The sequence below is a fragment of the Paenibacillus sp. cl141a genome (genome assembly GCF_900109305.1).
Taxonomy (GTDB): domain Bacteria; phylum Bacillota; class Bacilli; order Paenibacillales; family Paenibacillaceae; genus Paenibacillus_AQ; species Paenibacillus_AQ lautus_A.
Genome location: NZ_FNZO01000006.1, coordinates 42,452 through 67,442 on the forward strand (window position 1 = coordinate 42,452; position 24,991 = coordinate 67,442).

The 24,991-nt window shown below is 50.6% G+C and carries 21 protein-coding genes and 1 pseudogene; 13 read left to right on the plus strand and 9 right to left on the minus strand.

Going from position 1 to position 24,991, the window contains the following annotated elements:
• Positions 1 to 27: 27 nt before the first annotated feature.
• The 4 genes from BMX45_RS17620 (at position 28) to BMX45_RS17635 (ending at position 2,951) form a co-directional block, all read left to right on the plus strand.
• Positions 28 to 438 (plus strand): hypothetical protein, encoded by a 411-nt coding sequence (locus BMX45_RS17620; RefSeq protein ID WP_090910824.1) that lies wholly within the window; start codon positions 28 to 30, stop codon positions 436 to 438.
• A gap of 376 nt (positions 439 to 814) precedes the next feature.
• Positions 815 to 1,099, plus strand: a complete 285-nt coding sequence (locus tag BMX45_RS17625; protein WP_254778124.1) for a response regulator transcription factor — start codon at positions 815 to 817, stop codon at positions 1,097 to 1,099.
• Positions 1,100 to 1,333: 234 nt separating this feature from the next.
• Positions 1,334 to 1,954 (plus strand): DUF1796 family putative cysteine peptidase, encoded by a 621-nt coding sequence (locus BMX45_RS17630; RefSeq protein WP_090910826.1) that lies wholly within the window; start codon positions 1,334 to 1,336, stop codon positions 1,952 to 1,954.
• 184 nt (positions 1,955 to 2,138) lie between these two features.
• Positions 2,139 to 2,951, plus strand: coding sequence for a hypothetical protein (locus BMX45_RS17635; protein ID WP_254778125.1), 813 nt, complete (start codon positions 2,139 to 2,141; stop codon positions 2,949 to 2,951).
• Positions 2,952 to 3,069: 118 nt separating this feature from the next.
• On the opposite strand, the gene BMX45_RS17640 is transcribed toward BMX45_RS17635, so the two are convergent.
• Positions 3,070 to 3,660 (minus strand): hypothetical protein, encoded by a 591-nt coding sequence (locus BMX45_RS17640; protein WP_015734621.1) that lies wholly within the window; start codon positions 3,658 to 3,660, stop codon positions 3,070 to 3,072.
• A gap of 172 nt (positions 3,661 to 3,832) precedes the next feature.
• On the minus strand, positions 3,833 to 4,669 hold the full coding sequence (locus BMX45_RS17645) for a helix-turn-helix transcriptional regulator (RefSeq protein ID WP_009591404.1): 837 nt from the start codon (positions 4,667 to 4,669) through the stop codon (positions 3,833 to 3,835).
• 122 nt (positions 4,670 to 4,791) lie between these two features.
• Between BMX45_RS17645 and BMX45_RS17650 the strand changes: the two genes are divergently transcribed.
• Both BMX45_RS17650 and BMX45_RS17655 read left to right on the plus strand, forming a co-directional pair.
• Entirely contained in the window at positions 4,792 to 5,787 is a 996-nt protein-coding gene (locus BMX45_RS17650; protein WP_090910828.1) for a Gfo/Idh/MocA family protein, read from the plus strand.
• Positions 5,788 to 5,809: 22 nt separating this feature from the next.
• A complete protein-coding gene (locus BMX45_RS17655) occupies positions 5,810 to 6,751 on the plus strand; it encodes an aldo/keto reductase (RefSeq protein ID WP_090910829.1) in 942 nt (313 codons plus the stop codon).
• A 141-nt stretch (positions 6,752 to 6,892) separates the two neighbouring features.
• On the opposite strand, the pseudogene BMX45_RS31860 reads toward BMX45_RS17655, so the two are convergent.
• From BMX45_RS31860 to BMX45_RS17675, 4 genes and pseudogenes are all read right to left on the minus strand, one after another.
• A pseudogene (locus BMX45_RS31860) lies at positions 6,893 to 7,422 on the minus strand (DUF6022 family protein).
• 120 nt (positions 7,423 to 7,542) lie between these two features.
• Positions 7,543 to 8,127: a TetR/AcrR family transcriptional regulator gene (locus BMX45_RS17665; RefSeq protein WP_090910830.1), complete on the minus strand. Its 585-nt coding sequence runs from the start codon at positions 8,125 to 8,127 to the stop codon at positions 7,543 to 7,545.
• A 276-nt stretch (positions 8,128 to 8,403) separates the two neighbouring features.
• On the minus strand, positions 8,404 to 8,859 hold the full coding sequence (locus BMX45_RS17670; RefSeq protein ID WP_090910831.1) for a VOC family protein: 456 nt from the start codon (positions 8,857 to 8,859) through the stop codon (positions 8,404 to 8,406).
• Positions 8,860 to 9,043: 184 nt separating this feature from the next.
• Complete coding sequence (locus BMX45_RS17675; RefSeq protein WP_090910832.1) at positions 9,044 to 9,364, minus strand: hypothetical protein; 321 nt, start codon at positions 9,362 to 9,364, stop codon at positions 9,044 to 9,046.
• A gap of 133 nt (positions 9,365 to 9,497) precedes the next feature.
• Here BMX45_RS17675 and BMX45_RS17680 point away from each other — a divergent pair, with 133 nt between their 5' ends.
• Both BMX45_RS17680 and BMX45_RS17685 read left to right on the plus strand, forming a co-directional pair.
• On the plus strand, positions 9,498 to 9,779 hold the full coding sequence (locus BMX45_RS17680) for a GNAT family N-acetyltransferase (RefSeq protein WP_090910833.1): 282 nt from the start codon (positions 9,498 to 9,500) through the stop codon (positions 9,777 to 9,779).
• A gap of 215 nt (positions 9,780 to 9,994) precedes the next feature.
• Positions 9,995 to 13,009, plus strand: a complete 3,015-nt coding sequence (locus BMX45_RS17685) for a PAS domain S-box protein (RefSeq protein WP_090911036.1) — start codon at positions 9,995 to 9,997, stop codon at positions 13,007 to 13,009.
• Positions 13,010 to 13,123: 114 nt separating this feature from the next.
• Here BMX45_RS17685 and pepF read toward each other — a convergent pair whose 3' ends face one another.
• On the minus strand, positions 13,124 to 14,923 hold the full coding sequence (pepF, locus tag BMX45_RS17690) for an oligoendopeptidase F (RefSeq protein WP_090910834.1): 1,800 nt from the start codon (positions 14,921 to 14,923) through the stop codon (positions 13,124 to 13,126).
• 555 nt (positions 14,924 to 15,478) lie between these two features.
• Between pepF and BMX45_RS17695 the strand changes: the two genes are divergently transcribed.
• The 5 genes from BMX45_RS17695 (at position 15,479) to BMX45_RS17715 (ending at position 21,534) form a co-directional block, all read left to right on the plus strand.
• Positions 15,479 to 17,440, plus strand: a complete 1,962-nt coding sequence (locus BMX45_RS17695) for an endonuclease MutS2 (protein WP_090910835.1) — start codon at positions 15,479 to 15,481, stop codon at positions 17,438 to 17,440.
• An 89-nt stretch (positions 17,441 to 17,529) separates the two neighbouring features.
• On the plus strand, positions 17,530 to 18,048 hold the full coding sequence (locus BMX45_RS17700) for a GNAT family N-acetyltransferase (RefSeq protein ID WP_090910836.1): 519 nt from the start codon (positions 17,530 to 17,532) through the stop codon (positions 18,046 to 18,048).
• A 123-nt stretch (positions 18,049 to 18,171) separates the two neighbouring features.
• The gene (locus BMX45_RS17705; RefSeq protein WP_090910837.1) at positions 18,172 to 19,035 is read left to right on the plus strand and encodes a class I SAM-dependent methyltransferase; all 864 of its coding nucleotides are present in this window, start codon (positions 18,172 to 18,174) and stop codon (positions 19,033 to 19,035) included.
• A 4-nt stretch (positions 19,036 to 19,039) separates the two neighbouring features.
• The gene (locus BMX45_RS17710) at positions 19,040 to 19,759 is read left to right on the plus strand and encodes an RluA family pseudouridine synthase (RefSeq protein WP_090910838.1); all 720 of its coding nucleotides are present in this window, start codon (positions 19,040 to 19,042) and stop codon (positions 19,757 to 19,759) included.
• A 413-nt stretch (positions 19,760 to 20,172) separates the two neighbouring features.
• On the plus strand, positions 20,173 to 21,534 hold the full coding sequence (locus tag BMX45_RS17715; RefSeq protein ID WP_090910839.1) for a lytic polysaccharide monooxygenase: 1,362 nt from the start codon (positions 20,173 to 20,175) through the stop codon (positions 21,532 to 21,534).
• 150 nt (positions 21,535 to 21,684) lie between these two features.
• On the opposite strand, the gene BMX45_RS17720 is transcribed toward BMX45_RS17715, so the two are convergent.
• Positions 21,685 to 22,116, minus strand: coding sequence for a MarR family transcriptional regulator (locus tag BMX45_RS17720; protein ID WP_090910840.1), 432 nt, complete (start codon positions 22,114 to 22,116; stop codon positions 21,685 to 21,687).
• A 406-nt stretch (positions 22,117 to 22,522) separates the two neighbouring features.
• Positions 22,523 to 24,982, minus strand: a complete 2,460-nt coding sequence (gene gyrA, locus BMX45_RS17725) for a DNA gyrase subunit A (protein ID WP_090910841.1) — start codon at positions 24,980 to 24,982, stop codon at positions 22,523 to 22,525.
• Between the last annotated feature and the right edge of the window lie 9 nt (positions 24,983 to 24,991).

The window sequence follows — 24,991 nt, forward strand, 5'->3', positions numbered from 1 at the left end:
CCGGACGGATGAAACGGGGGACTGTATATGGACACACAGCTTAACGGCCTCATTGATAGAATAACGGCGCTTGCCGGAGCTAGATCCACCTCGCGTGCCTATCGAACCGGACTGATCCGGCAGTTGCGCGGTTGGATTCCCTTCGACTCGGCTTGCTTTACAACGGTAGATCCTCGCACCTTGCTCTCGACGGGCGCTGTGACGGATGACAGCATTGAGGCGATTTATAATCGCCTCTTCGAATACGAATATTTGCACAGCGAGTACAATCACTATCATATAGGCGAAATCCGGGGATACGGTAGCCACATTAAGCGGAGCTGCGAACGGGGAACTGAGCAGAAGCCCCCCGTTATCAGAACGTGCTGCAGCCGGCAGGTTTTCATGTTGAAATGCGAGCCGCTCTGCTGGCCGGTGGCATGTGTTGGGGATTTCTGACGCTGTTCCGCCGGAGTGACCAACCATTTTTTAAGGAAGAGGAACGGCAGCTCCTCTCCTCCCTCGTCCCATTTATGGCTGCCGCGCTCCGTGATCGAAGCTTTCCGCGATCGACTGAAAATCGGACGAGTCCATGGACTGAAACCGGATTGTTGCTGCTGTCCGAAACGCTTGATAGTCTTTCGTACAATCATGCGGTTAGGTACTGGCTGTCATCCCTGCAAGACGCAGAGGGATTGGAGGCTGAATCGCTCCCCCGCCCGCTACGCGCTGTCTGTTTCCGGGCTTTGGCTGAAGGCGACGGAACTGCGAACTTGACTTCGAGCGCATGTACACACGTTCGGCTCCGAGACGACACTTACGCCACCATTCGGGCATGTCGTCTGAACGGTCCCGGTCGAAACAGGCCGTTACTTTAGAGCCTGCCCATACAACGGATATGCTGCCGTTAATCTCGGATTCGCTGGGCTTGACGGAGCGAGAGAACGAAGTAATCAGCGGAATTCTGCGAGGCTTTTCCAACAAAGAGATGGCTCAGGCCCTGTTTGCATCCCCCTACACGGTTCAGGATCATCTGAAGTCCATCTTTCTTAAAACCGGCCTCAACAGCCGCAGGGAATTGATTTGGCAGCTGCATATCAAATACAGCTTGAACTCTTGAGGTTGAAACCATGGACTCTTTGATGCAAATGACATCTTTCGCGGAAAATATGAATATATGAAAAAAACGAGGCGCATCCATCTTTCGCTTCGTTTTTTGGGTGCGGTGTTCCGCTCCTCGGCTTACATCAATGCTGATTTGGCGGTCCCTAAGCCTTCCCTTGGTCACTACTCCATACCAACTCTATCAAGCTGCATATGATATCAAATGATAGATTGGAGGAGGTCTGGTAGCATGACAACCCAAATGGAGTTCGATGCCGTTTTCAGCCTGGGGCACAACTGTCAGGTTGCCGCTCAGCTTAGAAGAAACAACCTGCGTCGCATGGCAGGTCCATGGGACTGGTTCAACTTCGCTTCAACCCGAGAATTTTGCAAAGTCATCCATCATCGATTCAGCGAATTCATGCTCCGGGAAAACCTGGATATCTACGGTAAATCCGTCAACTGTTATTATGTACGCGACAAACGATCCTCTTGTTTATCCTTCCACGACTTCCGGAACGACCCGAAGGAGCAGCCGCTATATGACTACCCTGCTTTCCGCGAACGGCTGGATCGAAGAATCGGGCGTTTTAACCGCTGCTTGAATTCGGATCGGAAGACGCTTCTCGTACGCATCATCCCGCATATAAAGGATGCCGAAACGATAGACCAGGTTATTCGCGAAACATACGCCAACCCGAACGTAACCCTGTTATTTGTCCTGCTTGGCAACCGTGAACAAATCGTAAATCTTCCCTCGTTCTCGGATCGGGTGCTTATCATACAAATCCCGAAGGGGGCGACCTGGGAAGGGAATTCGGATGCGTGGAAGAGCCTTCTTGGTGGGTTTTCGCTCACGAAAGGGGAATAAACGTTTGACAAAACCAGGTTTTTCCCGTATATTTACAAAAAAGCATATCAGTAACCCTTACGAAGGAAGCACCCGTAAGTCTGGCGTTTATTACGCCTTTCTAACGGGTGTTTTTTGTCGTTAGCGGAGGCTCCCCAGCTTGATCTTCTGGGCTGGAATGATAATAAGAGAAGGAGCGATTATGATGTTGAAAAGATTATGGTTTTCTATCCTTGCGATGGTACTGCTACTCACCCTTACCCCCATTCCTTTCGCGAATGCTGCAGCCATTGAGTTCACCGATTCGGTTCAAGCTCAATTGAATGCCACAGCAGACCGGGCCGGCGGAACCGTTCGTTCGAAACTGAAGAAGCAGTACGATGATTTTAAATCGGAACGGAAACAGGTCATGGATTGGGACGATCGAATTTCTTCCCTTCGTTATGCCAATGAAGCCAAAGCTTCGGAAACTCGCAAACGAATAAGCGAAATCGACAAGGACAAAATCCGCAGGCTGGAGGATCAGCTCCAAACAGCCAAATCCAAATACCAGCCGCTGTTTGATGCCTATTCCGCGCTCAATAAACAGATCGCCGCAGCCAAAAAACTGAAGGACAAATCGCTATCCAAAATGCTGCAGTCGCAGGCCGGCGGCATGAAGCTCCTGGTTGCCTTGGGACGTGAGGATATACGAAACAAGCAGGCTGCGCTTACGGCGGCCAAAAAAGAGAGAACTTCCAAAGCGGCTAAAGTCCGTTCCATCCTGTCCGAAATCGATCCGTACAAAAGCAAGATCAAAGGCGATAAAAGCGCTATTACTACGCCAAATAAACTAATGACAACCGAGTGGAAAAATTTCAAAGCCGCCGTAAAGGCCAATGAATCCGCCAGAACCAGCGATGCCCTGTCCAGGCTGCTGACGCTCTCAGGGGAGATCTTGGCCAAAAAGAAAAGCATCCATACTTACGAACAAAAAATCGAGTCCGTCATCGCGCGCGCTAATGCACAATTAAGGTAACTTTTTACCGAGTCCATCCTAGCATATAGAGACATTTCGGCAATGCGATGATATAAGAACCCCCTTCCACGATGGGTAGAAGGGGGCGATGTTTAACATAAAGATTGCATTTTATAATTCATCGAGCAACCGTTTGGAGAGGGTATTGGCATCCGGCCAATCTGGATTGATCGAGCAGCGGATAATCATATAACATCCCTTCATAGATAACCTCAAACGCCGGATGCTGAAAAAAATCATTCGGCGTTACTGCCGAGGAAGGCCGATCCCATAAATGGATTCTGCTTTGCTTCATCGCTTCGGCGACGAATTGCGAACAGAAATAGGATCGTTCCCTCGTAATATCGAGTCTCATCAGCACGCCGAACATGCCGATGAGATTATAGCCATAGGCTTCCTCTTCATCCTGGTAATGCCGGATCACGCGTCTTGCCGCCTCATATTGCTGAGGGGTGACTTCGAGACGAAGCAGAGCGCATCGCGTGCCGGGGAAGTGGCGAAAAGTTCCTTCATACACATCCTCCTCCACGAATCCTCCGACCCAAGGATTGTTGGCGCACTTTCGTCCGAAGCTGAACACTTCATTCAAGTTCTCGTCGAGCGCCAGCGAGGCATGATTATAAGGCGCAGCAGTGATTCGTTTGATCAATTTCGTAAACATCGTTCCCGTATCAGTCAGTAGAACATATATATTTTTGTTATCGGACATTTGGCTTTCCCCCACATACATTGATGAACTATTCATAGAATCCGGATTTCGTCAAATCCTTCGTTAATTTCATTGTAGTTGAGGCAAGCCGTTTCCATAACCGACTATAGGTGTGATTAGGACCTGGACCTAAGTCGAGTTCTTACCTGACCTGACGACGTAATCCATATAACTATACCCCATACAAGCGACGATAGGAAGATGGCGTCATGCCTTCGTGCTCCATAAATCGCTTGTTAAAGTAACTGACGCTCGGGTAACCTGCTTCCACTGCAATTTGTCCGATCGTTTTATCTTTATGATCGAGCAGCCATTGCTTAGCCATCTGAAGACGGCAGCGCGTCACAAAATCCATCGGCGTCATCTCCATGACGTTGCGGAATAATTTACAAAAATAGTACGTGGATACGCCTAACCTAGCCGCCCACTCTTCCAAAATAAACGGTTGTGCAGCTTCCTGCTGCATGATGGGCAGCAGCTCGTGAATGCGGTTCGCCGAATTGTTGGATTTATTGTCCGATAAGGAGGACGCCTGTTCCACGAATACGGCTAACAAGGAATACGTCAAGGTGGACAATTGCGCAGGCTTCAGCATGCGATGGGTTTCCGCCTCAATCAGGAGCGCTTCATGCGCTTCCTCAAAGACGGCTGGCTGCCGAATGCTCCAAAGCTGGCTTTTATGAAAACCGCGCTCGATGAAATAATTCTGCAGGCCGCTGCCATAAAAATGGAACCAGCGGACATCCCAAGGATCGTCCTCGCTGCTGTAATAATGCTGAGCTTGCATGGGAAAATACAGCACGGCTTCCCCTGGGCCGAGCGTATGAACGACATTGTCGATTTCAACATGCCCTTTCCCGGAAGCAACATAGTGAATATTGAAATTGTTTAAAGAACCGGCTGCCCGTGTCACCGTGTGATCCGGCTCATCCCGATAGATCCCTACCGATTCCGGCAGACAGAAGAACGGCATTTGCGGAAGTGTCAGCAGATGGCTTTGTCGTTTCATCTCCATCCCCCTACAATGACAATATTGTTGTATTACACTACAAAATAATATTATATCAATTTTATTTCTTGTCTTTTATAATCGCAATATAATCTTAATAAGTTGTATAGGAGCTGATGAACATGACTCAAAAACTTCGTTGGGGGATACTTGGATGCGCCAGCATTGCCAAACGTTCGGTCATACCCGGTCTGCAGCAATCCCGTTTCAATGAGGTCGTTGCCATTGCCAGCCGTGACCAGGCAAAAGCAGAGGAAACCGCCGAGGAACTGAAGATTCCGACTGCATACGGCAGTTATGAGTCCTTGCTTGAGGATTCTTCCATAGATGCTGTCTATATCCCGCTGCCTAACCATCTACATAAAGAATGGAGCATCCGTGCAGCGAAAGCAGGCAAACATATACTGTGCGAAAAACCGCTGGCGCTGACGGAAGCAGAAGCGGCCGAAATGGCTGACGCGGCCGCGACAGCGGGCGTGATTCTCGCCGAAGCCTTTATGTATCGCTATCATCCGCGATACGATGTCCTGAAGGAAATGATCGACTCCAGGGCCATTGGGGAAATTCGGGGCATTCGCAGCGCGTTTACTTTTAACAGCTCGGCTAATCATGGAAATGTCCGGTTTCGCAAAGATTGGGGCGGCGGTTCGATTTATGATGTCGGCTGTTATCCGATCAATGCCGCCCGCATCCTGCTGGATAAAGAACCGGAAGCGGTTACCGTGCAAGCCTTCTTCTCGCCTGAGCATGATCATGTCGACATGATGGCCTCCGGCTTGATCGAATTTGATGGCAATGTTTCCCTGACCTTTGATTGCGGCATGTGGGCGGCTAATCGGAATCCCCTTGAAATTGTTGGCACGGATGGCCTGATTGAAGTCCCATACGCCTACAGCCTGCCTGAGAACGGCGCAAACTTCTTCTTAACGACCGGCGATGGACGCAAAGAAATCGAGGTTCCTCATGCAAACGCATACAGCGAGCAAGGCGACCGGATAGCAGAAGCCGTTCTGTACGGCAAGTCTCTCCGTTACTCGACGGAGGATGCGGTTCGCAACATGAGAGTCATCGATGCCTGCCTGCAATCTGCCCACGAACGTACGAGAATCGTGCTGTAATTCACTCAAGGAGGAGATGTACATGAAATATATATCAATTAAGGGATTAAACAAACCCGTTTCTGCACTCATGAAAGGAACTGACTATTTCTATCATGATTCGTACGAGAAAGCTGCCGCCAATATGGATGCTTACCTTGCGATCGGCGGCAATTCCGTTGATACCGCTCATATCTACTGCGGCGGTCAGAGCGAAGAAGTCATCGGCAGGTACATGCAGGAAAGGGGGAACCGGGATCAGCTCGTTATTCTGACAAAGGGTGCCCATCATGACCAAAACGGCCCTCGCGTCAGCAAAAAGGACATCAAACACGATATCACGATAAGCTTCGAAAGACTCCAGACGGATTTCATCGATTTGTACGCATTGCATCGTGACGACCCTGAGGTTCCGGCGGGGGAAGTCATCGAGGCTCTGAATGAATACATTGCGGACGGCAGTGTAGGCGCCATCGGGGTATCCAATTGGACCTGGGAACGCATTCGGGATGCCAATGCCTATGCCGACGCAAACGGCTTGGTCGGCTTTTCCTTCAGCAGTCCGAACCTCAGCCTGGCCAAACCGAACGAACCTTTCTGGAAAGGCTGCGTCTCAGCCGATGCGGAGACGATGGCCTGGCACGAAGCCGAGCAGTTTCCACTGCTCTCCTGGTCTTCCCAAGCGCGAGGATTCTTCACTGGTCGATTCACTCCGGAAATTCGGGACAACGCGGATCTTGTGCGGGTATTTTACAGCGATGCGAACTGGGAGCGGTTAGAGCGTGCCAAACAGCTGGCTGCTTCGAAGAATGTGACTGCCATACAGATCGCGCTCGCTTACGTACTGAACCAGCCCTTCCCTACTTGCGCGCTGATCGGCGCGCAATCGGCCGAGGAATTGAAATCCTGCGACGAGGGTTCGAACATCCGCCTAACTAAGGAAGAATTAGACTGGTTAGACCTGACGATTGATCAAAGATCTTGATTCCAAACGATTAAAACGCCTTGAGCCAGGATAACGTCATCCGGCTCAAGGCGTCTTCTATTTTCTTTTTAACTTCATCAACTCAGGCATGGAAACCGACTCTGTAATCAGATAGATGAATCCGTGGTTCCCAGGTTCCCCCTACTCCTGCAAACTCCGCAGATATTCTTCATATTCTGCCGTAAATTCGAGCGCCTCGCTAAAGTCCGCCGACTTCAGTGATAGGACCGCAACGACGTCTTCCTTGCATGTCTCATGCAAGGCTAGAATACGCGGCTGCCTTGGGACGCGAAACTGGGTATGATCGTGACAATGGTACCTAGCGGCTCTTCCTCCAGCGACAGAACGGTGCTCCACATCCAGCGCTGCTGGTCGGTTCCTTCCTCGCTTCCCCATTCCCTTGAAATGTCAAAGTCGCCCGGGAATTTCGGTGCGGGACGTATTCCCATTTCCTTGAACTGCCTGTGTACCGGCAAGAACAACAGGTTTAAATACGTCCCGTACGCCATATCCCCACCCTCGTTGTATGCTCTTAGCAGTTTTTCCCGGTTATCGGTAAGCACCTTTTCCCAGTTCTGTTCAATGTGTTCGGAAATATAGTCTCCGATAGCTTCGATTGGGTTGTCCTGTTGTGCTTCCAAAAATGCTTGCAGTGGTTTCAATGAATTCATATTTAACCCCTTTCCATTTCATGGATTTTTGGATGTACCTCTCCAGCTTACAACATTCATGCAAATTGTAAGATTTGCTGGTATTCCGGCTCATATTAGGGGTTAACTTTCTCATATGCTTTAAACCCTGAATCCCTGCAGCATGCCGGCAATCACATGCATGGTTTCCTCGATCCCCTTATCCGTTTCCGGCATTTGTGCCACCCACAGCGAGCATTCGTTTAAGGCTCCGGACAGGGCACGCGTCAAAGCATCCACCGGAGTGGTCTTCATCATTCCCTGAAGCTGCATTGAGACTAACTGTTCCCTCAGGTGACTCATTGAATTCTGCTCGTCCATCTCGCGCCATGACTCCCAGCCTGCGACACTCGGGCCGTCAACAAGCATAATGCGCTTATTCTGCGGTTCGACCACGGTCGAAATAAAAGCCCGACATCCAAACAACAGCTGATCCCAAGGATCCACGTAACGGTCCGCTTCCGCCTCCACGCGCTGCCCGATTTCCGTCTGCACTAGTTCGAGCACGGCGAGAAACAGCCCTTGTTTATTCTTAAAATGATGATACAGCGCGCCGCGGGTAACATGAGCTTCGTCGGCAATCTCTTCTAAAGCCGCATGGGCATAGCCTTTTTCCGTAAACTGTGCCCTCGCCACCTTTAGCAGCAGCTGTATGGTTTCGTTCGCTTCGCTTTTGGTTCTTCTCATAATTGCGTTATTCTCTCCTATGCATCATTCGGATGCAGTTCTCAAGGACGACGGAAGCCCCAGCACTTCCTGGTCTTACACCCTTCACCATGAAGCTTAGCGAATGCTGACGGACCCATGGACCGTATAATCAGACGATTCCGAATGTAAAAGTCAGCGGCTTGCGGCTTTTAATAAATGCCCCCGAGGAAGCTCTGGTGCATGCGGCTTGCCTCGATGAGACAGAAATTCCGCAAGCTCTCTTACCAAAGTAATCCTTCTGCGTGGAGCATGTACTCATTCGCCGGCGCCGTCATCCTTCGTGGACCACACCTCTTCATTATACTGCTCCATAAAGGCTTGGGAAGGTGGAATGATCTTAATCATATCGATCAACACCCCATTCGGGTCACTGATAATAAAATGCCGCTGGCCGAACTCTTCATCACGAATGTCCAGATGAAGCGGCAGCTTTTCCTGGATGACCAGCCTTTCGTACTCGGCGTCCACATCCTCCACCTCAAAATTGAGAATCAACCCCTGTACACGCTGCTGATAGGCAGAGGGAACCGTCGGGTGATCTTTGGACAGGATCGCCAGCTCGTAAGCGTTGGGTCCCTCGATTCCCTTCTTCAAGCTTACATACCAATCCGCTTCAAAAACAACCTCAAAACCAAACAACCGTGTGTAAAAGTCTGCGCTTTCGGCAATCTGTTCTGTCATGATGACGGGATAAAATCCTTGTAGTTTCATATGGAAAACATCTCCTTGTATATGGAATGATCTCAATTTAACATACATACAGTATGTATGTAAATGTTTTTTTTTGGTCGACAGCCATTCAAGCATGCCCCGAACCACGCATCGTCCGCACAGGGAGCATTGGGCATATAATTATCATAAAAAAAGAACCTGCGGACCGCAGGTTCTTTTTTTGCTACCACAACAAGCTGACTGCCAATAGATTGAACAAGGCTAACGGCAATACGACATTAGGATTGGGGCCATATGGCACAAATGGAGAGAATCCCGGGTAAAAACCTCTGTTGCCTTGTTCTACAAGAATGTACACATTCTTTGCATCGACATTGATGACGACACCTTCAATGGCTTCATCATCCATCGTATGCACTCTTACCTTGCGATTCACCACGTTTTTCATGGCCGAATGGGCGCTTTCTCTATGTTTCTTCATGGAATGTACCAACTGGTGATCGCATTGAAACAGCATTTGCGGTTGAGTTGAATAATGGTTCATTTTGCTCCTCCTTCATTCTCTTCTACCCGCATTGTATGCAAATGCCCTCTCAAGGGTGTTCGCCTATCCGCAAATCCGTTTAATGCACCGTCGATACGGGTATAGTACAACCAGATGAAGGAGGTTAAACATCATGGACAAACGAAATATACAATCGGAGTCAAACAGCTTTTATATTGAAGACAACGGTAAAAAAGTAGCCGAAATTTCCTACTCCCCACAAGGGAACGGAGTGATCAGCATCGATCATACCTATATTTCTCCCGGGCTTCGGGGGCAAGGCATTGCCGATGAGCTCGTACGAAAAGTGATCGACTACGCCAGGGAAGAAAACTTGAAAATCATCCCCGCTTGCTCCTATGCCGGGCATTATTTTGATAAAAACCTCGACGATCGCGTACTTCTGCACAAGTAAATATGCTGCTAAACAACAATCGCAAACATGCATGCAAAAATGAAGCATCTGTTAGCTTAAACTCGGCCAGCCATAAGAATACTCCCCTTATCGGTTGGCTTTCACGCGCCCGGATTTCCAGTCAATACTTAACTTTGGTATTTTCTATTGCGATAGAGCAATCCTATCCTCTATGATCAAATGGTATAGCTTAGTTTAGGGAGGCAATTATGAACATGATGCAAACAACGGAGAATTGGGTCTGGGAACAGATGTTTGACAAATTGCCTTTTGGGGCGATCCTGATTTCTGCGGTTGACGTGCCTGTTGCGATGGTGAACGACCGATTCTGCGAAATAACGGAAACCAATCGTTCTGACCTTCTTCAGCTCAAACCTTCCGAAATCCAAGTTCTATCCAACCTACCTATTCAACAAACTTTAGAATCATTCATATATGACCCAACGTCCACTCTCTCGAGAGATTCATATTTTATCCGCCATGACGGACGCCGAGTACATGTCACCTTGAGTATCTCCCTGCTTGAGCCCCCCACCCAAGACAGGGCGCCGTGGATCATGTGCTGCCTGGAATCCGGGACCGTGCAGGTGGAGTCGACTTTGCCGCCGATCATCAAGAATGACGAGCTGCTGGCACTGATTTCAAAAAGCGGACAAGACCTCATATCCATCAGCAGCGCTGACGGCATTATCGAATACATCTCACCTTCTGCCACTGACATACTGGGGTACACCCAAGAGGAAATGATCGGTCAACATCGCAGTAAATATTACCATCAAGTCGATTCCGAGCAAATGAAGGAACCAGGCAAACTATATTCGGAGAAAGATAGTTTCGTTCGACGCATTCGCCACAAAGAAGGACATTATTTGTGGTTTGAAACGTCGTTTCAGCTCATTCTGGGATCTCAAGGTGAAGTTGACAAGGTACTGGCCATAGGACGAAACATAACCAAACGAAAAACGGATGAGGATACGCTGGCCCATGCGCAGCGGATTGCCAAGATCGGTTCCTGGCGCTGGGACCTGATCACGCATACGCTTACCTATAGCGATGAAATGAGGCGAATTTACGGATATCAGATCAATGCCACCGAGCCAAATCATGACACACTGATGTCCCTAGTCATTCCGGAGGATCGCGAGCGGCTTGAACAGGTTGTGCGAACGGCCATACAGGGCAAAGCAGACGAAATCATATACCGGATCTTGCTTAAAGACGGACAAATCCGTACCATCAGGGCCCAGTGGGAAGTCTCCGTTACGAACGAAGGAAGGCCCATGGAGATGGTCGGCATGGCACAGGATATTACCGAACAGGTGATGATCGAGCAGCAGTCGCTGGAGAATGAGAATAAGTACAAGCTCATCACCGAAAATTCGCTCGATTTCATATCGCGAAGCACCATCGACTGCTTTACGTTTCTTTACTGCTCGCCTTCCTGCTACGCACTGCTCGGGTATCGCCCCGAGGAGATGCTCGGCACTAGTACTTTTGACTACGTTTACGCTGAAGATATTGCGCCGCTGCAGGAGTATTTAGAGAATTGCCTGGAAGGCAAAATGCTCGCGCCGATCACCTTCCGATATATACATAAGGATGGCAGGCACATCTGGTTTGAGGTCAATTGCAAGTACATCAGCACCCAGGACGGACAGAAGAATGAAATTATTTCGATTGCGCGCGACATCTCCGAGCGAAAATTAATGGAATTTAAGCTGAAGGAAAGCGAGCAGCGCTACCGTTCCCTGTTCGAGTACAATCCATCCGCCGTATACTCCATGAATTTGGACGGTGATTATATAACGGCCAACCAGAATCTGCAGGAACTGACGGGATATACGTTAGATGAGCTCATCGGGATGTATTTCGGGCCGATTGTAGCAGAAAAGGACATGGCCCGAACACTGTTTCATTTTAATCAGGCGAAGGAAGGCATACCTCAAAGCTATGATCTAACTATCATTCATAAGGATGGGCGTCCCATCGAAATCAATACCATCAACATTCCGATTTTTGTGGATGACGAAGTCGTCGGCGTATACGGCATTACCCGGGACATCACCGAACGCATCCGGACGATGGAAGAGATCAAGAAGCTCAGCCGGGAGCTCTCCCTGTTGCTGAACACGGTATCCGAGGGCATTATCGGTCTGGACATTCACGGGCAAGTCGCTTTCATCAATCCGGCCGGGGCAGCCATGCTGGATTACGAACCCGCAACGACCATTGGAAGACCTTGCGACCAGATCATCAAAGAAATCCGCCATGATGGCACTTTCTTTCGCGGGGAAGATTCTCCTCTCGTTCGGGCAGTCAAACAAGGCATACCCCTGTCCAGAGCCGAAATCGTACTCTGGCGTGGAGACGGTACCAGCTTTTTGGCCGATTACCAGGTTAATCCGATTTGGGATCAAGGAGAGCACAAAGGCGCCGTCATGGTATTCCGCGATATTACGGACGAGAAAGAGATCATTCGCGCCAAGGAGAACGCCGAACGGGCGGATCAAGCAAAGACGGAGTTTCTCACCATGATGAGCCACGAGCTCCGGACTCCGATGAACGGCATTATCGGAATGATCGAGCTGTTAAGCACGACAGAGCTCGACGAGGACCAACAGAATTACATCCATATTCTCATGGAGAGCAGCGGCTCGCTGCTGCATATCCTGAACGAGATTCTCGATTTCAGTAAAATCGAGACCGGCAATATGACCCTTAATCATGAACCGATTGATTTGCGCTCCTTGCTCGAACTCGTTGTTGATTTATTCTCGGCTAAAGCCAAGGAAAAAGGGTTATCCTTATCGTATAACATCAACAGCGCCAATGTCCCCGACGTCATTATCGGCGATGCCCTAAGGCTGCGGCAGGTGCTTGTGAATCTCATCAGCAATGCCATCAAGTTCACGCATGAGGGCAGCATAACGTTGAGCGTGGAAGGACTTCGCAGGACGGGCACCGAGGAGTTCACGATTGCTTTTCAAGTAAAGGATACGGGAATCGGCATAGCGCCTGAGCTCCAGCATCAGCTGTTCACTTCCTTCTCGCAATTGCATCCATCCTTGAACCGTAAATATGGCGGTACCGGATTAGGGCTAGCGATCAGTAAAAAGCTGGTTGAGCTGATGGGCGGCGTCATTGGCGTCGAGAGCCGTGAAAATGCCGGTTCTTCCTTCTATTTTACTATTCCAACCCATACGCTGCAGGATGATCACACGGACCCGTGACATTCGGTCCACTTTTCGTTCTCAATTGATCTGCGTCAAAAAAAGGTGGTCCACAGCTTCTTATGCTGGGGACCACCTTTTCTTCTCGTTTTCGCACTGCGTGTCGGTTTCGTTCTATTGGTACAGGGACTCCAGTTCGTCTACCAGCCTGCCTACGTAAGCCACCGCTTTGGAGATCGGCTCCGACGTGGACATATCGACGCCCGCCATGGCCATCAATTCCAGCGGGTTCCTGCTGCCGCCGGCCTTAAGCACTTGAAGCCAGCGGTCCACGGCCGGTTGGCCCTCCTCGCGGATCAGCTGCGCCGCAGCTGTTGAAGCGGTCAAACCTGCCGCATAGGTGTAAGGGTAAAGTCCCATATAGTAATGCGGTTGCCGCATCCAGGTAAGCTTCGCGCCTTCGTCCAGTTCCACGGCGTCTCCCCAGAAATCGGAAAGCACTACGCCTTTAAGCTCGGACAGCTTGTCTGCCGTAATCGGTTCATCGGCCATCGCATGGCGGTATACCCTTCTCTGCATTTCCGCTTCCAGAAGGTGCGTCACGAAGTTGTGGTAATAGGTGCTCAGCAGCTGGAGAATGATCCAGCGCCGCATCCGCTTATCCGCGGATTGACTCAGCAAGTGATCCGCCAAGAGAAGCTCGTTCATCGTTGACGGTGCTTCGATAAAATACATGGACGGACGGGCATTGGTGATGCGCTGATAGCGTGCAGCGAGCATCAAATGGCCCGCATGCCCTACCTCGTGTGCTAACGTGAAGGCATTGCGCATATTGTCTGCCCATGCCATCAGGATATAGGAATGCACACCATAAACCGAGGAACAGAACGCTCCGGTAGATTTGCCGATATTATCGGCATAGTCCACCCAGCGCTTGGAGAACGCAGATTCAACGATCTCGCCGTATTCGGGACCAAGAACCGACAAGGCGCTGGAAATGGTGGCACAAGCTTCTTCATAGGTTACGCTCGGATTGAAATCCGGATCCATCGGCGCTTTCAAATCGCAGAACAGCATCTGATCCAGACCAAGCTCGCGTTTCTTCAGCTTCATCAGCCTGCGCATATGCGGAGCAAGCTCCTTCAGAATCGTATCGTGGATATGAGTGTACATATCCATTGTCACTTGCTGGGGCTTGAGCAGCATGTCCGTAACGGTGTCATACCCGCGAAGCCGGGACAGCACCACCTGCTTCTTCACTTCCGTGGCATACGCCTCGGCAAAAGTGTGACGGGCCCCCTGCAGCGACTTCGTAAAAGACGCATAGGCTTCGCGACGAAGCTCCGTATCCTCGGACATTTCGTAGGAATTCTCGTACAGACGGAACGAGACCGGCTTGGTTTCATCATTCACTTGAATGTCATCAAAGGTCATATCCGACAGCTTGCTGCGCAAATAGATGCGGTAAGGGGAACCGAGCACCTCGCCCAGCGATGCAAGCACGCTCTCCGTCTCAGGACTCAAGCGGTGAGGCTTGGACTCCAGCAGCAGCGTCAAGCTTCGGGCATAAGGTGCCAGCCCTTCTTCCTTCGTTATGTAATGCTCGATGGTTCCGTCCTGGAGATCCAACAGCTCCGCTTCAATAAAAGTTAAGGAGGACTGGATGCGGGACAACACATCGCCCGTCTTGGCCGAATTCGCCAGGTTGGACGGGTTGGTTCCGTCTTCCGACTGACGCAGTCTGGCATACGCCCCGACTCGGCCGATGCTCTCCATCAACGCTTCCTGTTCATTCAAGCATTCGAGAAGTACAGATGCACCATCGCCTAGCCTGCCCTTATAACGCGTCAATCGAGCAGCTTGCGATTCAAGCGCTTTGAGACCCGCTTCAAAATCTTCTTGCGAGACAAACAAATCATCCAGATTCCAGGTAGCCTCGATTGGAACCTCACTTCGTGTCAGCAATTTCCCCATGGATACAGCTCCTCTCCTGTCATAAGCGATCATTGGCTGCTGCACGGCTTAAGGATTAGCAGCAGCGTCACCCTTCCATCTTATCACAGTTTTTTACGGGAAACGCATCCTCATTTAAATCTTGACTTCCGACCTTGTTTATGGATATAGTTAACCCATACTCTTATCTAAAGGAGAGATTTTGATGTCGGTGGTCGTTCTTAACTAACCCAATTTCATATGGATCGAAATGTAAAATTCTGGGCATTTCCTGTTTGGGGATATGTTTATTTTTTGATGGATTCTCATTTCGTCCGTTGAATTAGTTAAGAACTGCGGATATCAATTGAAGCCCCTTTAGGGTTTATTTCGATAGGATATGGTCATCCGTGCTGAGTTCAGCACGGATTTTTTGGGTCTCCCCTCTTCACTCAGCGGGGTTATTTGGAGCTGTCCCACGCCATATCCAGCGGAATAACGGTCTTTGGGCGGAAAGCGAACCTGAGTAGTTCGCTTTCCGCCCTTTTTTGCGTTGTAGTACCTTCCACCATTTTAGTCTAAAGGAGAATGTAACCCATGAAGCCATTGGCATTAAACAAATTAGAATATGAGAAAATACGCACTGAACTCGAACGCTTTGCCGTATCGTATCTGGGCATTGCGCACATTCAAAAGATGGCCCCCCTCACCCAGTTGAAGGCCATCCGTAATAAGCTCAATGAAACGGAAGAAGCTAAAACCCTGCTGCAAAGCGGGGCTAGCGTGCCTATTCCCTCACTGGAGGGCGTTGAATTGATCCTGGATTTGCTCGGCACCGGATATGTCCTGTCCGAGCGCGATTTCGGCCATTTGGTCCAGTATCTCAGAAGCTGCCGTCAGCTCATTCAATATATGGCCGCCAAGAGCAGCATTGCTCCGACGATCAGTTCCTACGCCTCCTCCATGCATGAACTGCGCCCGCTCCTGTCCGAAATCGAACGCAGCATTCATGCCGGCCGCGTTGTGGATGGCGCCAGCAAAGATCTGGCGAAAATCCGCAAAAAAATCATCGTAACCGAGGAACGGATCAAGCGTAAACTCGACAGCCTGATGAGCCGTTACAAAGGGATCATGCAAGAGCATGTCGTCAGCAAACGCGGAGGACGTTTCGTACTGCCTATCAAGAAGGAGCACCGAAAAGCCGTGAGCGGCTCGATTCTGGATGAATCGGCCAGCGGGCAGACGGTATTCATCGAACCCGCCGATATGCAGGGGCTTCAGATGGAACTGAACCACCTGCAAGCCGATGAGGTCCGGGAAGAAACCAAAGTGCTGAGCGATTTGACGGCACTCGTCGAGCAGTATCAATACGAGCTGAGAACCAACGCCGATACCGTCGGAATCTACGACTACATCATAGCCAGAGGCAAATACGCGATTTCCATCGGAGGGCGGAATGTGGATCTGAACCAGGAAGGATTCATCCATCTGAAATCCGCGGTTCACCCTTTAATCGGCTCCTCCATGGTACCGCTGGACTTCACCATCGGGAAACGATATAAAACCTTAATTATCACGGGTCCGAATACCGGCGGCAAAACTTCTGCACTGAAGACGGTTGGGCTGATCACCATAATGGTTCAGTCCGGTTTGCTGGTTCCCGTAGCGGAAGGCAGCCATTGCGCCGTCTTTGACGAGGTGTCCGTCGACATCGGGGACGGGCAGAGTTTGGAGCATGCCCTGAGCACATTCTCGGCGCATATCCGCAACATCCGCGATATTTTGCAGACGGCCGGCAGGTCCACGCTGGTATTGCTCGATGAAATGGCTTCCGGAACAGACCCGGGTGAAGGCGTCGGGTTGTCCATCGCCATTCTGGAAGAGCTGTTCCAACGTCAAGCAACGGTCGTGGTCACGACCCACTTTACCGAAATCAAAAATTTTGCCGATCGCACGGCAGGCTTTGAGAATGCCCGCATGGAATTTGATGCCGACACCCTCGAGCCGCTCTACCGCCTGCGGATTGGTGAAGCCGGACACAGTTATGCTTTTGTCATCGCTGCGAAGCTGGGGATTCCGGAAGCGATCATAGCCAGATCACGGGAAATCACGGAGGCGGGGACGAGGAGAGGCATTGCGGCCTACAGTCACGAGGATAGCTCGGACACCGAAGAACGGGCCGGAGAACCAACCCCGGTTGAAAGCGATTCTTTCCCAATCGAGGGTCCGGATCACCCCTTAGACGACAAGAATAAAGAAGACGAAGCCCCTGCCTCTTCCCTTTATCAGCTTGGAGATCGGGTCTATGTGCCCTATTTGAAACGAAGCGGCACCGTTTATGAAACCATGGACGCTAGAGGGCATATCGGTGTCATGATTCAACAGGAGCGATTGAAAATCAACCATAAACGGTTAAAGCCCTACATTGCGGCTAAGGATCTCTACCCAGAGGATTATGATCTGGATATCGTCTTTGAAAGCAAAGAGAACCGGAAGAAACGCAATTTGATGAAGCGCAAGCATGTTGAAGGATTGCAAATTGAAAAGAAGCCGGAGTAGCGATGCCTGAATCGATAGTTTGGAACGATTGTACGTACACGAATAATGAAAAGAAGAACCATGAACCATATGTTGAAGGAGAGATAACGATGAACATACGTACCGAAATCAAGAATGATTATGAACAAGTCAACGGGCTGCTCACCCAGGTTTTTTCCGGTCAGGAAGAAGCGATCCTGGTACAACGATTGCGGGCAGACGGAGCTTTTGAAAGGAAATTGTCCATGGTTGCCGAGGAGGACGGGATCATCAAGGGGCATATTATGTTCAGCCGGGCCAGCCTTCTTGACGGCGATCATACCCATCGGGTAGCCGCGCTAGGGCCGCTGGCTGTGCTTCCGAACGATCAGCGGCAGGGGATCGGCGGAAAACTGATTGAAGAGGGGAAACGGCGGTGTCTCTCGCATGGCTATCCGCTTGTGTTTCTGTTCGGCCATCCCTCGTATTATCCGCGTTACGGTTTTGTCCAGGCCAGAAACCATGGAATCGATGTATCCCAATTTGCCGTTTCCGATGAGGCGTTCATGGTCGCCGAGCTTCAGCAAGGCGCACTTCATGAACTTCGTGGCGAATTCCGTTTTCATCCCGCATTCGAAAATTTGGGGTAAGCCGAACTTCTTAGACCTTATCATCCGGGTGGTTGGGTTAAGGCAAGCAATCCTTGGTGGCATTCAGCTTTCAATATGTTGTACAATATAGTCTAAATGACTATTTGAAGGATGGTTTTCAACATGTATGTAGCTCAAGGTTGGCAAGATTACGAGGTCATCGACACCGGTGGCGGTGAGAAGCTGGAGCGCTGGGGCGATGTCATTCTAAGACGTCCGGATCCGCAGATCATCTGGCCGATTGAACGTGAAGACGGACAATGGCGCAATGTACACGGGCACTATCACCGCAGTTCGTCCGGCGGCGGGCAATGGGACATGAAAAAGCAGCTGCCGGATCGATGGACCATCTCGTACGACCAATTGAAATTTCATATTCGACCGACCAATTTTAAACATACCGGCTTGTTCCCGGAGCAGGCTGCGAACTGGCGCTGGATGATGGACAAAATCGCTTCCGCCGGTCGTCCGATCAGCGTGCTGAACCTGTTCGCCTATACGGGCGGAGCTACCGTCGCTGCGGCCTCTGCCGGTGCTCAGGTCGTCCACGTGGATGCTGCGAAAGGGATGGTTCAATGGGCCAAGGAAAACGCGGCATTGTCCGGCCTGGCTGACCGCCCAATCCGTTATATTACGGATGACGTGTTTAAATTCGTGCAGCGGGAACAGCGCCGGGGAAACAAATACGATGCGATTATTATGGATCCTCCCTCTTATGGGCGCGGGCCAAGCGGAGAAACGTGGAAGCTGGAACACAGCCTGTATCCATTTCTCGAAAGCTGCATGAGCATCGTATCGGATAACCCGCTGTTCATGCTGATTAACTCCTACACGACCGGCATCTCCCCGACCGTTCTGAACAACATGCTCACCATGACCATGAAGCCGAAGTATGGCGGATTGATCAGTGCAGGCGAAATCGGATTGCCGATTACCCGCTCCGGCATGAACCTGCCATGCGGCATTCTGGGCCGATGGGAGTCCTGATTCGATGAGCAGACGGGGACCAGCATCGTATCCGGCCGTGCCGATTCTTTTCGAGGATAATCATGTGTTGGGCGTAACCAAGCCGGTCAACATCCCCTCGCAGGAGGATGCTACCGGCGATCCCGACATGCTGACCATACTGAAACAGGACATCAAGGAGCGTTATGACAAGCCGGGGAACGTTTTTTTGGGATTGGTGCACCGCCTTGACCGTCCCGTGGGCGGAGCGATGGTATTCGCTAAGACGTCCAAAGCCGCCTCCCGATTATCGGAGGCCGTCCGGAGCCGCAGCTTCCGTAAGCAGTATGTAGCGGTCGTTCACGGTGTTCCAGCGAAAACTTCAGGCCGGCTCGTGAACATGCTGTACAAGGATGCGAAAACCAACACCGTCCACGTTGCCTCCAAAGGGACGGACGGAGCCAAGGAAGCCATTCTGGATTATACGGTGCTACAAGCAGCGGAAGGCGTAAGTCTTGTCCTGATCGAGCTGCACACGGGCAGACCGCACCAAATACGTGTACAGCTCAGCCATGCGGGTCATCCGCTGTTCGGCGATCAGAAGTATGGAAGCAAGGTGAACAAGGCCGGCCAACAGATTGCCTTATGGTCCGTGTTGGTCGGGTTCCCTCACCCTGTTACCAAAGAGGACATCTCCATTCGTTCCATGCCGCCTTCCGTTTATCCCTGGAGTATCTTCAATATGGACCAGCTGGGATCGACATAACGAACCTATCAATGAATGTAAAAAAACGAAATCCATCATTGGATTTCGTTTTTTTTGCATGTCTACGCCTAATGCTATGACTATGTATCTAATTACAAATATTGTAATATTTTATCCCTCTATCGTAATATATTATCCCTTTACTTTTAACAAAGAATGGCAAAGAATAGTAAGCAGAATAGATTAACATTTTTTAGTTTATTTGTATAATCATGGTATAGGCCTCATCTTGGGGTTTATATAGATCACGGCTGCCTAGGAGGAGGATGATCAAGAATATTCATGAATGGAGCCGCTAGCCGGTTCGGTCCTTCGTGTTATGTGCAGAGCAAGTAAACCCGCAGCTTAAGGAGGCTTGATCAGCAACAGGAGTCCGCTGAATTTCAAATTAAATTTTCAAGGAGGTATTTGTTATGGAACAGGTTCCGTGTCAAACAAATCACCGCTTGCATTTGAAACCGCTGTGGATTTTTTTAGGAAGCACACTGTTGTTTTTCACCATTATGATCATTACGGCAAGCAGCGTTTCCGCTCATGGTTATATCGAATCACCGGCCAGTCGTGGTTATAAGTGCAAGCTCGGCGAGAACGTCAACTGCGGCAGAATCATTTATGAACCGCATTCCCTGGAAGGTAAAGGGAACTTTCCGATCGGCGGACCGGCGGACGGCCAGATCACCGGTGCCGGAATCTTTACCGAACTGTATGAACAGACGCCAACCCGCTGGAGCAAAGTGAACATGAACGGCGGGCCGAACACGTTTAAGTGGGTGTTGACCGCAGCCCATGCTACATCCGATTGGAAATATTATATTACGAAAAAAGGCTGGGATTCCAGCAAACCCCTCGCACGCGCAGATCTCGAATTGTTCTGCTCCTTCAATGACGGCGGCAAACAACCGCCGAACACCGTAACCCATACTTGTAACGTACCTACCGACCGCACCGGCTACTATCTCATCCTCGCCGTATGGGAAATCGCCGATACGGGCAATGCCTTCTATAACGTGATCGACGTGAACCTGAATAACGGCAGCGGCAATCAGGACACGCAGGCACCGACCGTGCCGGCGAATCTGAGAACCACAGGGGTTACAAGCAGCAGCATTTCGCTCGCCTGGAACGCCTCTACGGATAACGTAGGAGTCACAGGCTATGAAATCTATCGAGGCTCCAATCTAGTGGCAACGGTATCCGGATCCACCCTGAGCCACACCGTTACCGGCCTGCAAGCAGGCACCTCCTATACCTTTACGGTAAAAGCCCGTGACGGAGCAGGCAACGTATCGCAGGCGAGCAGCCCGCTAACCGCCAGCACATCAAATCCCGTTCCGGACACCCAAGCTCCGACGGCTCCTGCCAATTTACGATCTGCGGGATCGACGTCCACAAGCGTATCATTAGCCTGGAACGATTCCACGGATAACGTCGGAGTAAGCGGCTATGAGGTATATCGGGGCACCGCGCTGGTTACGACGGTGTCCGGCAGCACGCTATCCTATACAGTTAGCGGATTATCGCCAAACACGACCTATAGCTTTACCGTAAAAGCACGCGATGCGGCAGGCAACGTATCCCCAGCCAGCAATGAGCTGCAAGTCACCACGGCGGACGGCTCTGTACCGGAAACTCCGGCCTGGGCTCCGAATACTTCATACCAGCAGGGAGCTTTGGTCACGTATGGAGGCAAAACCTATGAGTGCCGCCAAGCCCATACGTCCCTGCCTGGATGGGAACCCGCTAACGTGCCGGCTTTATGGCTGCTTAAGTCTTAACTTCATCATAATATGCCAAGGTTCGTTAGTGAGCACGTGACTAGAAAGCAATATTAGCAAAACTATGAAACGCCCCCAAAGTCGGAGCTGCCAGGCAGCGAGACATGGGGGCTTCTGTACATTCCATGTAGGATGCCGGATCAAAAATGCCTACGCCTCGACCAGAACCTCCTGCGGAGCCGTGCTGATCTTTCCCAATAGATAGACAAGCAGCTGTTGATTATGCGAGGATATGCGGTTCAGAATCCGGGAAAGGTAATCCTCCCTAACCTGTAATCCGCGCGTATATTCCTCGCGTCCTTTATAGGATATCGTCACCCAGACAATCCGTCTGTCATTTTCGTCCCGTTCCCGTTTGATCAATTCGTTCTTCTCCATCCGGTCCAATAGCATCGTTACGGCAGCCGGACTTGTAGCCAGGTAAGGAATGAAATCGGAAGGTTTCATCCGCTTCTGCTCAGCGAGCACTTCCAGCACCATGAGTTGCGACTCCGTCAATGTCGGGGCTAATCCGGCTTCCATATGGAGTTTATAATCCTTGGCCAGCTTGGACCACACCTTGGCGAATTCGGCAGTATGCATGTTTATCCCGTCCCTTCCGTTATGTCTGTCATGATCAAACCTGATACCATCTGAGTTTGCCCCACTGTACTCCGATGAATGAACTTCCGTTTGAGCCAGCGTCATGATTTTCATAATAGTTTATAGGATTAACTTTTCGCTGGACGCCAGCCAATTTCCTTCTTTTTTCGTTAAAAAATATAATTTCCAACCAAGCGACAAAACCCGTCATGCCTTGTGTGACGCCGTTTCTCAACATTCACCTTACTTCGACAGCGCCAGACATATGTCAAATAGTATAAATCAAACAAGCGTCATCCAACGCTAAATACAACAAAAGCACCCCGACAACCGTTCATCGAAGGTGCTTTCGTCCATTCATCTCTATTCAATCTATATCCGAATTAAAGGAAAGGCTCGCTCTGGCCTAACCTTCTTTGCCTAACTCTGCATGCGGGAGACTGACCAAATCGACAATCTGCCCGTTCTTGCCGACATCGGCCAGTAGTTTACCAATCGATTTACGCTCCGCAATCGGAACCTTCTCCGTGTGAATCGGGAAAGCTTGCCCGTCTTCGCTATAAGCGTTAATCTGCAGCGGCTCGCGACAATAGAAAGCGCCGACAATGGCGCTGCCGTTAGGCTTCACCCGCTTGCCTTCCTTGAACTCAAACGTGGCCATCCCTTTTCCGCCTCGGCTTTGGGCCGGATAATCCAACAGCAAGCTTCGTTTGCCGTATCCTAGATCCGTGATGGTCAAAATCTCGCCTTCATCGTTCTCCACCCATAATGCCGCAACGACCTCGTCCCCGTCTCGAAGCTGGATTCCCCGAACCCCGCCGGAAACGCGTCCCATGGCATTGACTTCCTGTTCATTGAAGCGGATGCTCATCCCTTCCTTCGAGATCAGCACGATATCTTTATTGCTGTCGCTCATAACGACCTGGATGATGCTGTCTTCCGCAGCTACCTTCGCTGCCGCAACCGCGCCAGACCGTTTGGTTACGTACTCCTTGAGATCTGTCCGCTTCACTTGTCCTTTGCGGCTCACGAAAACAAGCGATTTGCCCGCTTCGTCAAAGTTGGAAACCGGGATGACAGATACGATATGGTCCTCTTTCGGTACCTGGATCACGTTAACGATAGCCGTACCGGCATCTTTCCACTTGTACTCCGGAACCTGATGCACCGGCAATAAGAAATATTGCCCGCGGCTCGTAAAGATCAGCAGATTCTCCAGGGTATTGACTTCAAACAACCGCGTGATGTAATCCCCTTCCTTGACGCCTGAGCTTTCCAGCTCACCGCCGCTGCGAGTGAAGGATAACATGCTGGTACGCTTGATATAGCCTTCATTCGACAAGGTTACGAGCACATCCTCGGCGTTAACAAGCACTTCCAGATTCACCTTGATCTCTTCCACTTCTTCCTGGATAACCGAACGCCGGTCGATGCCGTACTTCTCCCGAATTTCGATCAGCTCTTTGCGAATGACGCCAATCAGCTTCTTATCGCTGTCGAGAATCGCACGCAAGCCCTCGATTTTCTTTGTCAGCTCGTCCAGCTCTTTTTGCAGGGAATGAATTTCAAGGTTGGTAAGACGGTATAATTGCAGCGTCAGAATCGAGTCGGCTTGTCTCTCCGTGAAACCGAACATCCATTGCAGATTGTTCTGGGCATCCTGGCGATTCTTGGAAGCCTTAATAGCCGCAATCACTTCGTCCAGTATGTTGAGCGCCTTGACGAGGCCTTCCAATACATGAGCCCGATCCTCGGCTTTCTCCAGCTCGAACTGCGTCCGGTGGGTGACGACTTCACGCTGATGATCGATATAGGCCGACAGCATCGCTTTAAGCCCCAGCTGCTGAGGGGTTTTGTTCACGATGGCAACCATATTGAAATTGTACGTAATCTGCAGGTCGGTTTTCTTGAACAAATAAGCCAGAATCCCGTTCGCGTCGGCATCTTTCTTGAGCTCCACGACGATGCGAAGCCCTTCCCGTCCGCTCTCGTCCCGAACCTCGGCGATGCCTTCGACTTTTTTCTCAAGACGAATGTTTTCCATCGCCGTAACCAGTCTGGACTTAACAACCTGATAAGGAATTTCCGTGATGACGATCTGCTGTTTACCACCACGAAGCGATTCAATGTCCGTCTTGGATCGCAGATAGACCCGGCCTTTGCCTGTCCGATAGGCATCCAAAATGCCTTCGCCGCCCATGATGATACCGCCGGTCGGGAAGTCCGGGCCTTTTATGAACGTCATGATCTCGTCCAGCTCGATCTCCGGCTTCTGCATGACGGCGATGCACGCATCGATCACTTCCCGCAGATTGTGAGGCGGGATTTCGGTGGCGAAGCCCGCGGAAATCCCGCTAGCTCCGTTCACAAGCAGATTCGGGTACCGCGAAGGCAGCACAACCGGCTCCTTCGCCGTGTTATCAAAATTGTCCTTGAACAGCACGGTTCGCTTCTCGATATCGCGCAGCAGCTCCATGGCAATCGGCGACAGCCTGGCCTCGGTATAACGCATAGCTGCTGCCGGATCATCGTCCTGGGAACCCCAGTTTCCGTGACCGTCCACAAGCACATGTCCCATTTTCCATGGCTGGGCCATCCGTACCATGCCTTCATAAATCGATGAGTCCCCGTGCGGATGGTAGTTACCCATGACATCCCCGACGGTTTTCGCTGATTTGCGGTATGATTTATCCGGTGTGTTACCCGAATCGTACATGGCGTACAGAATCCGACGCTGAACGGGCTTCAGGCCGTCACGAACGTCCGGGATCGCCCGGTCCTGAATTATATACTTGGAATACCGGCCAAATCGGTCACCTACAACCTCTTCCAGAAATGCCGGCAAAAATTGCTCCGATAAACTCATTCATTCACC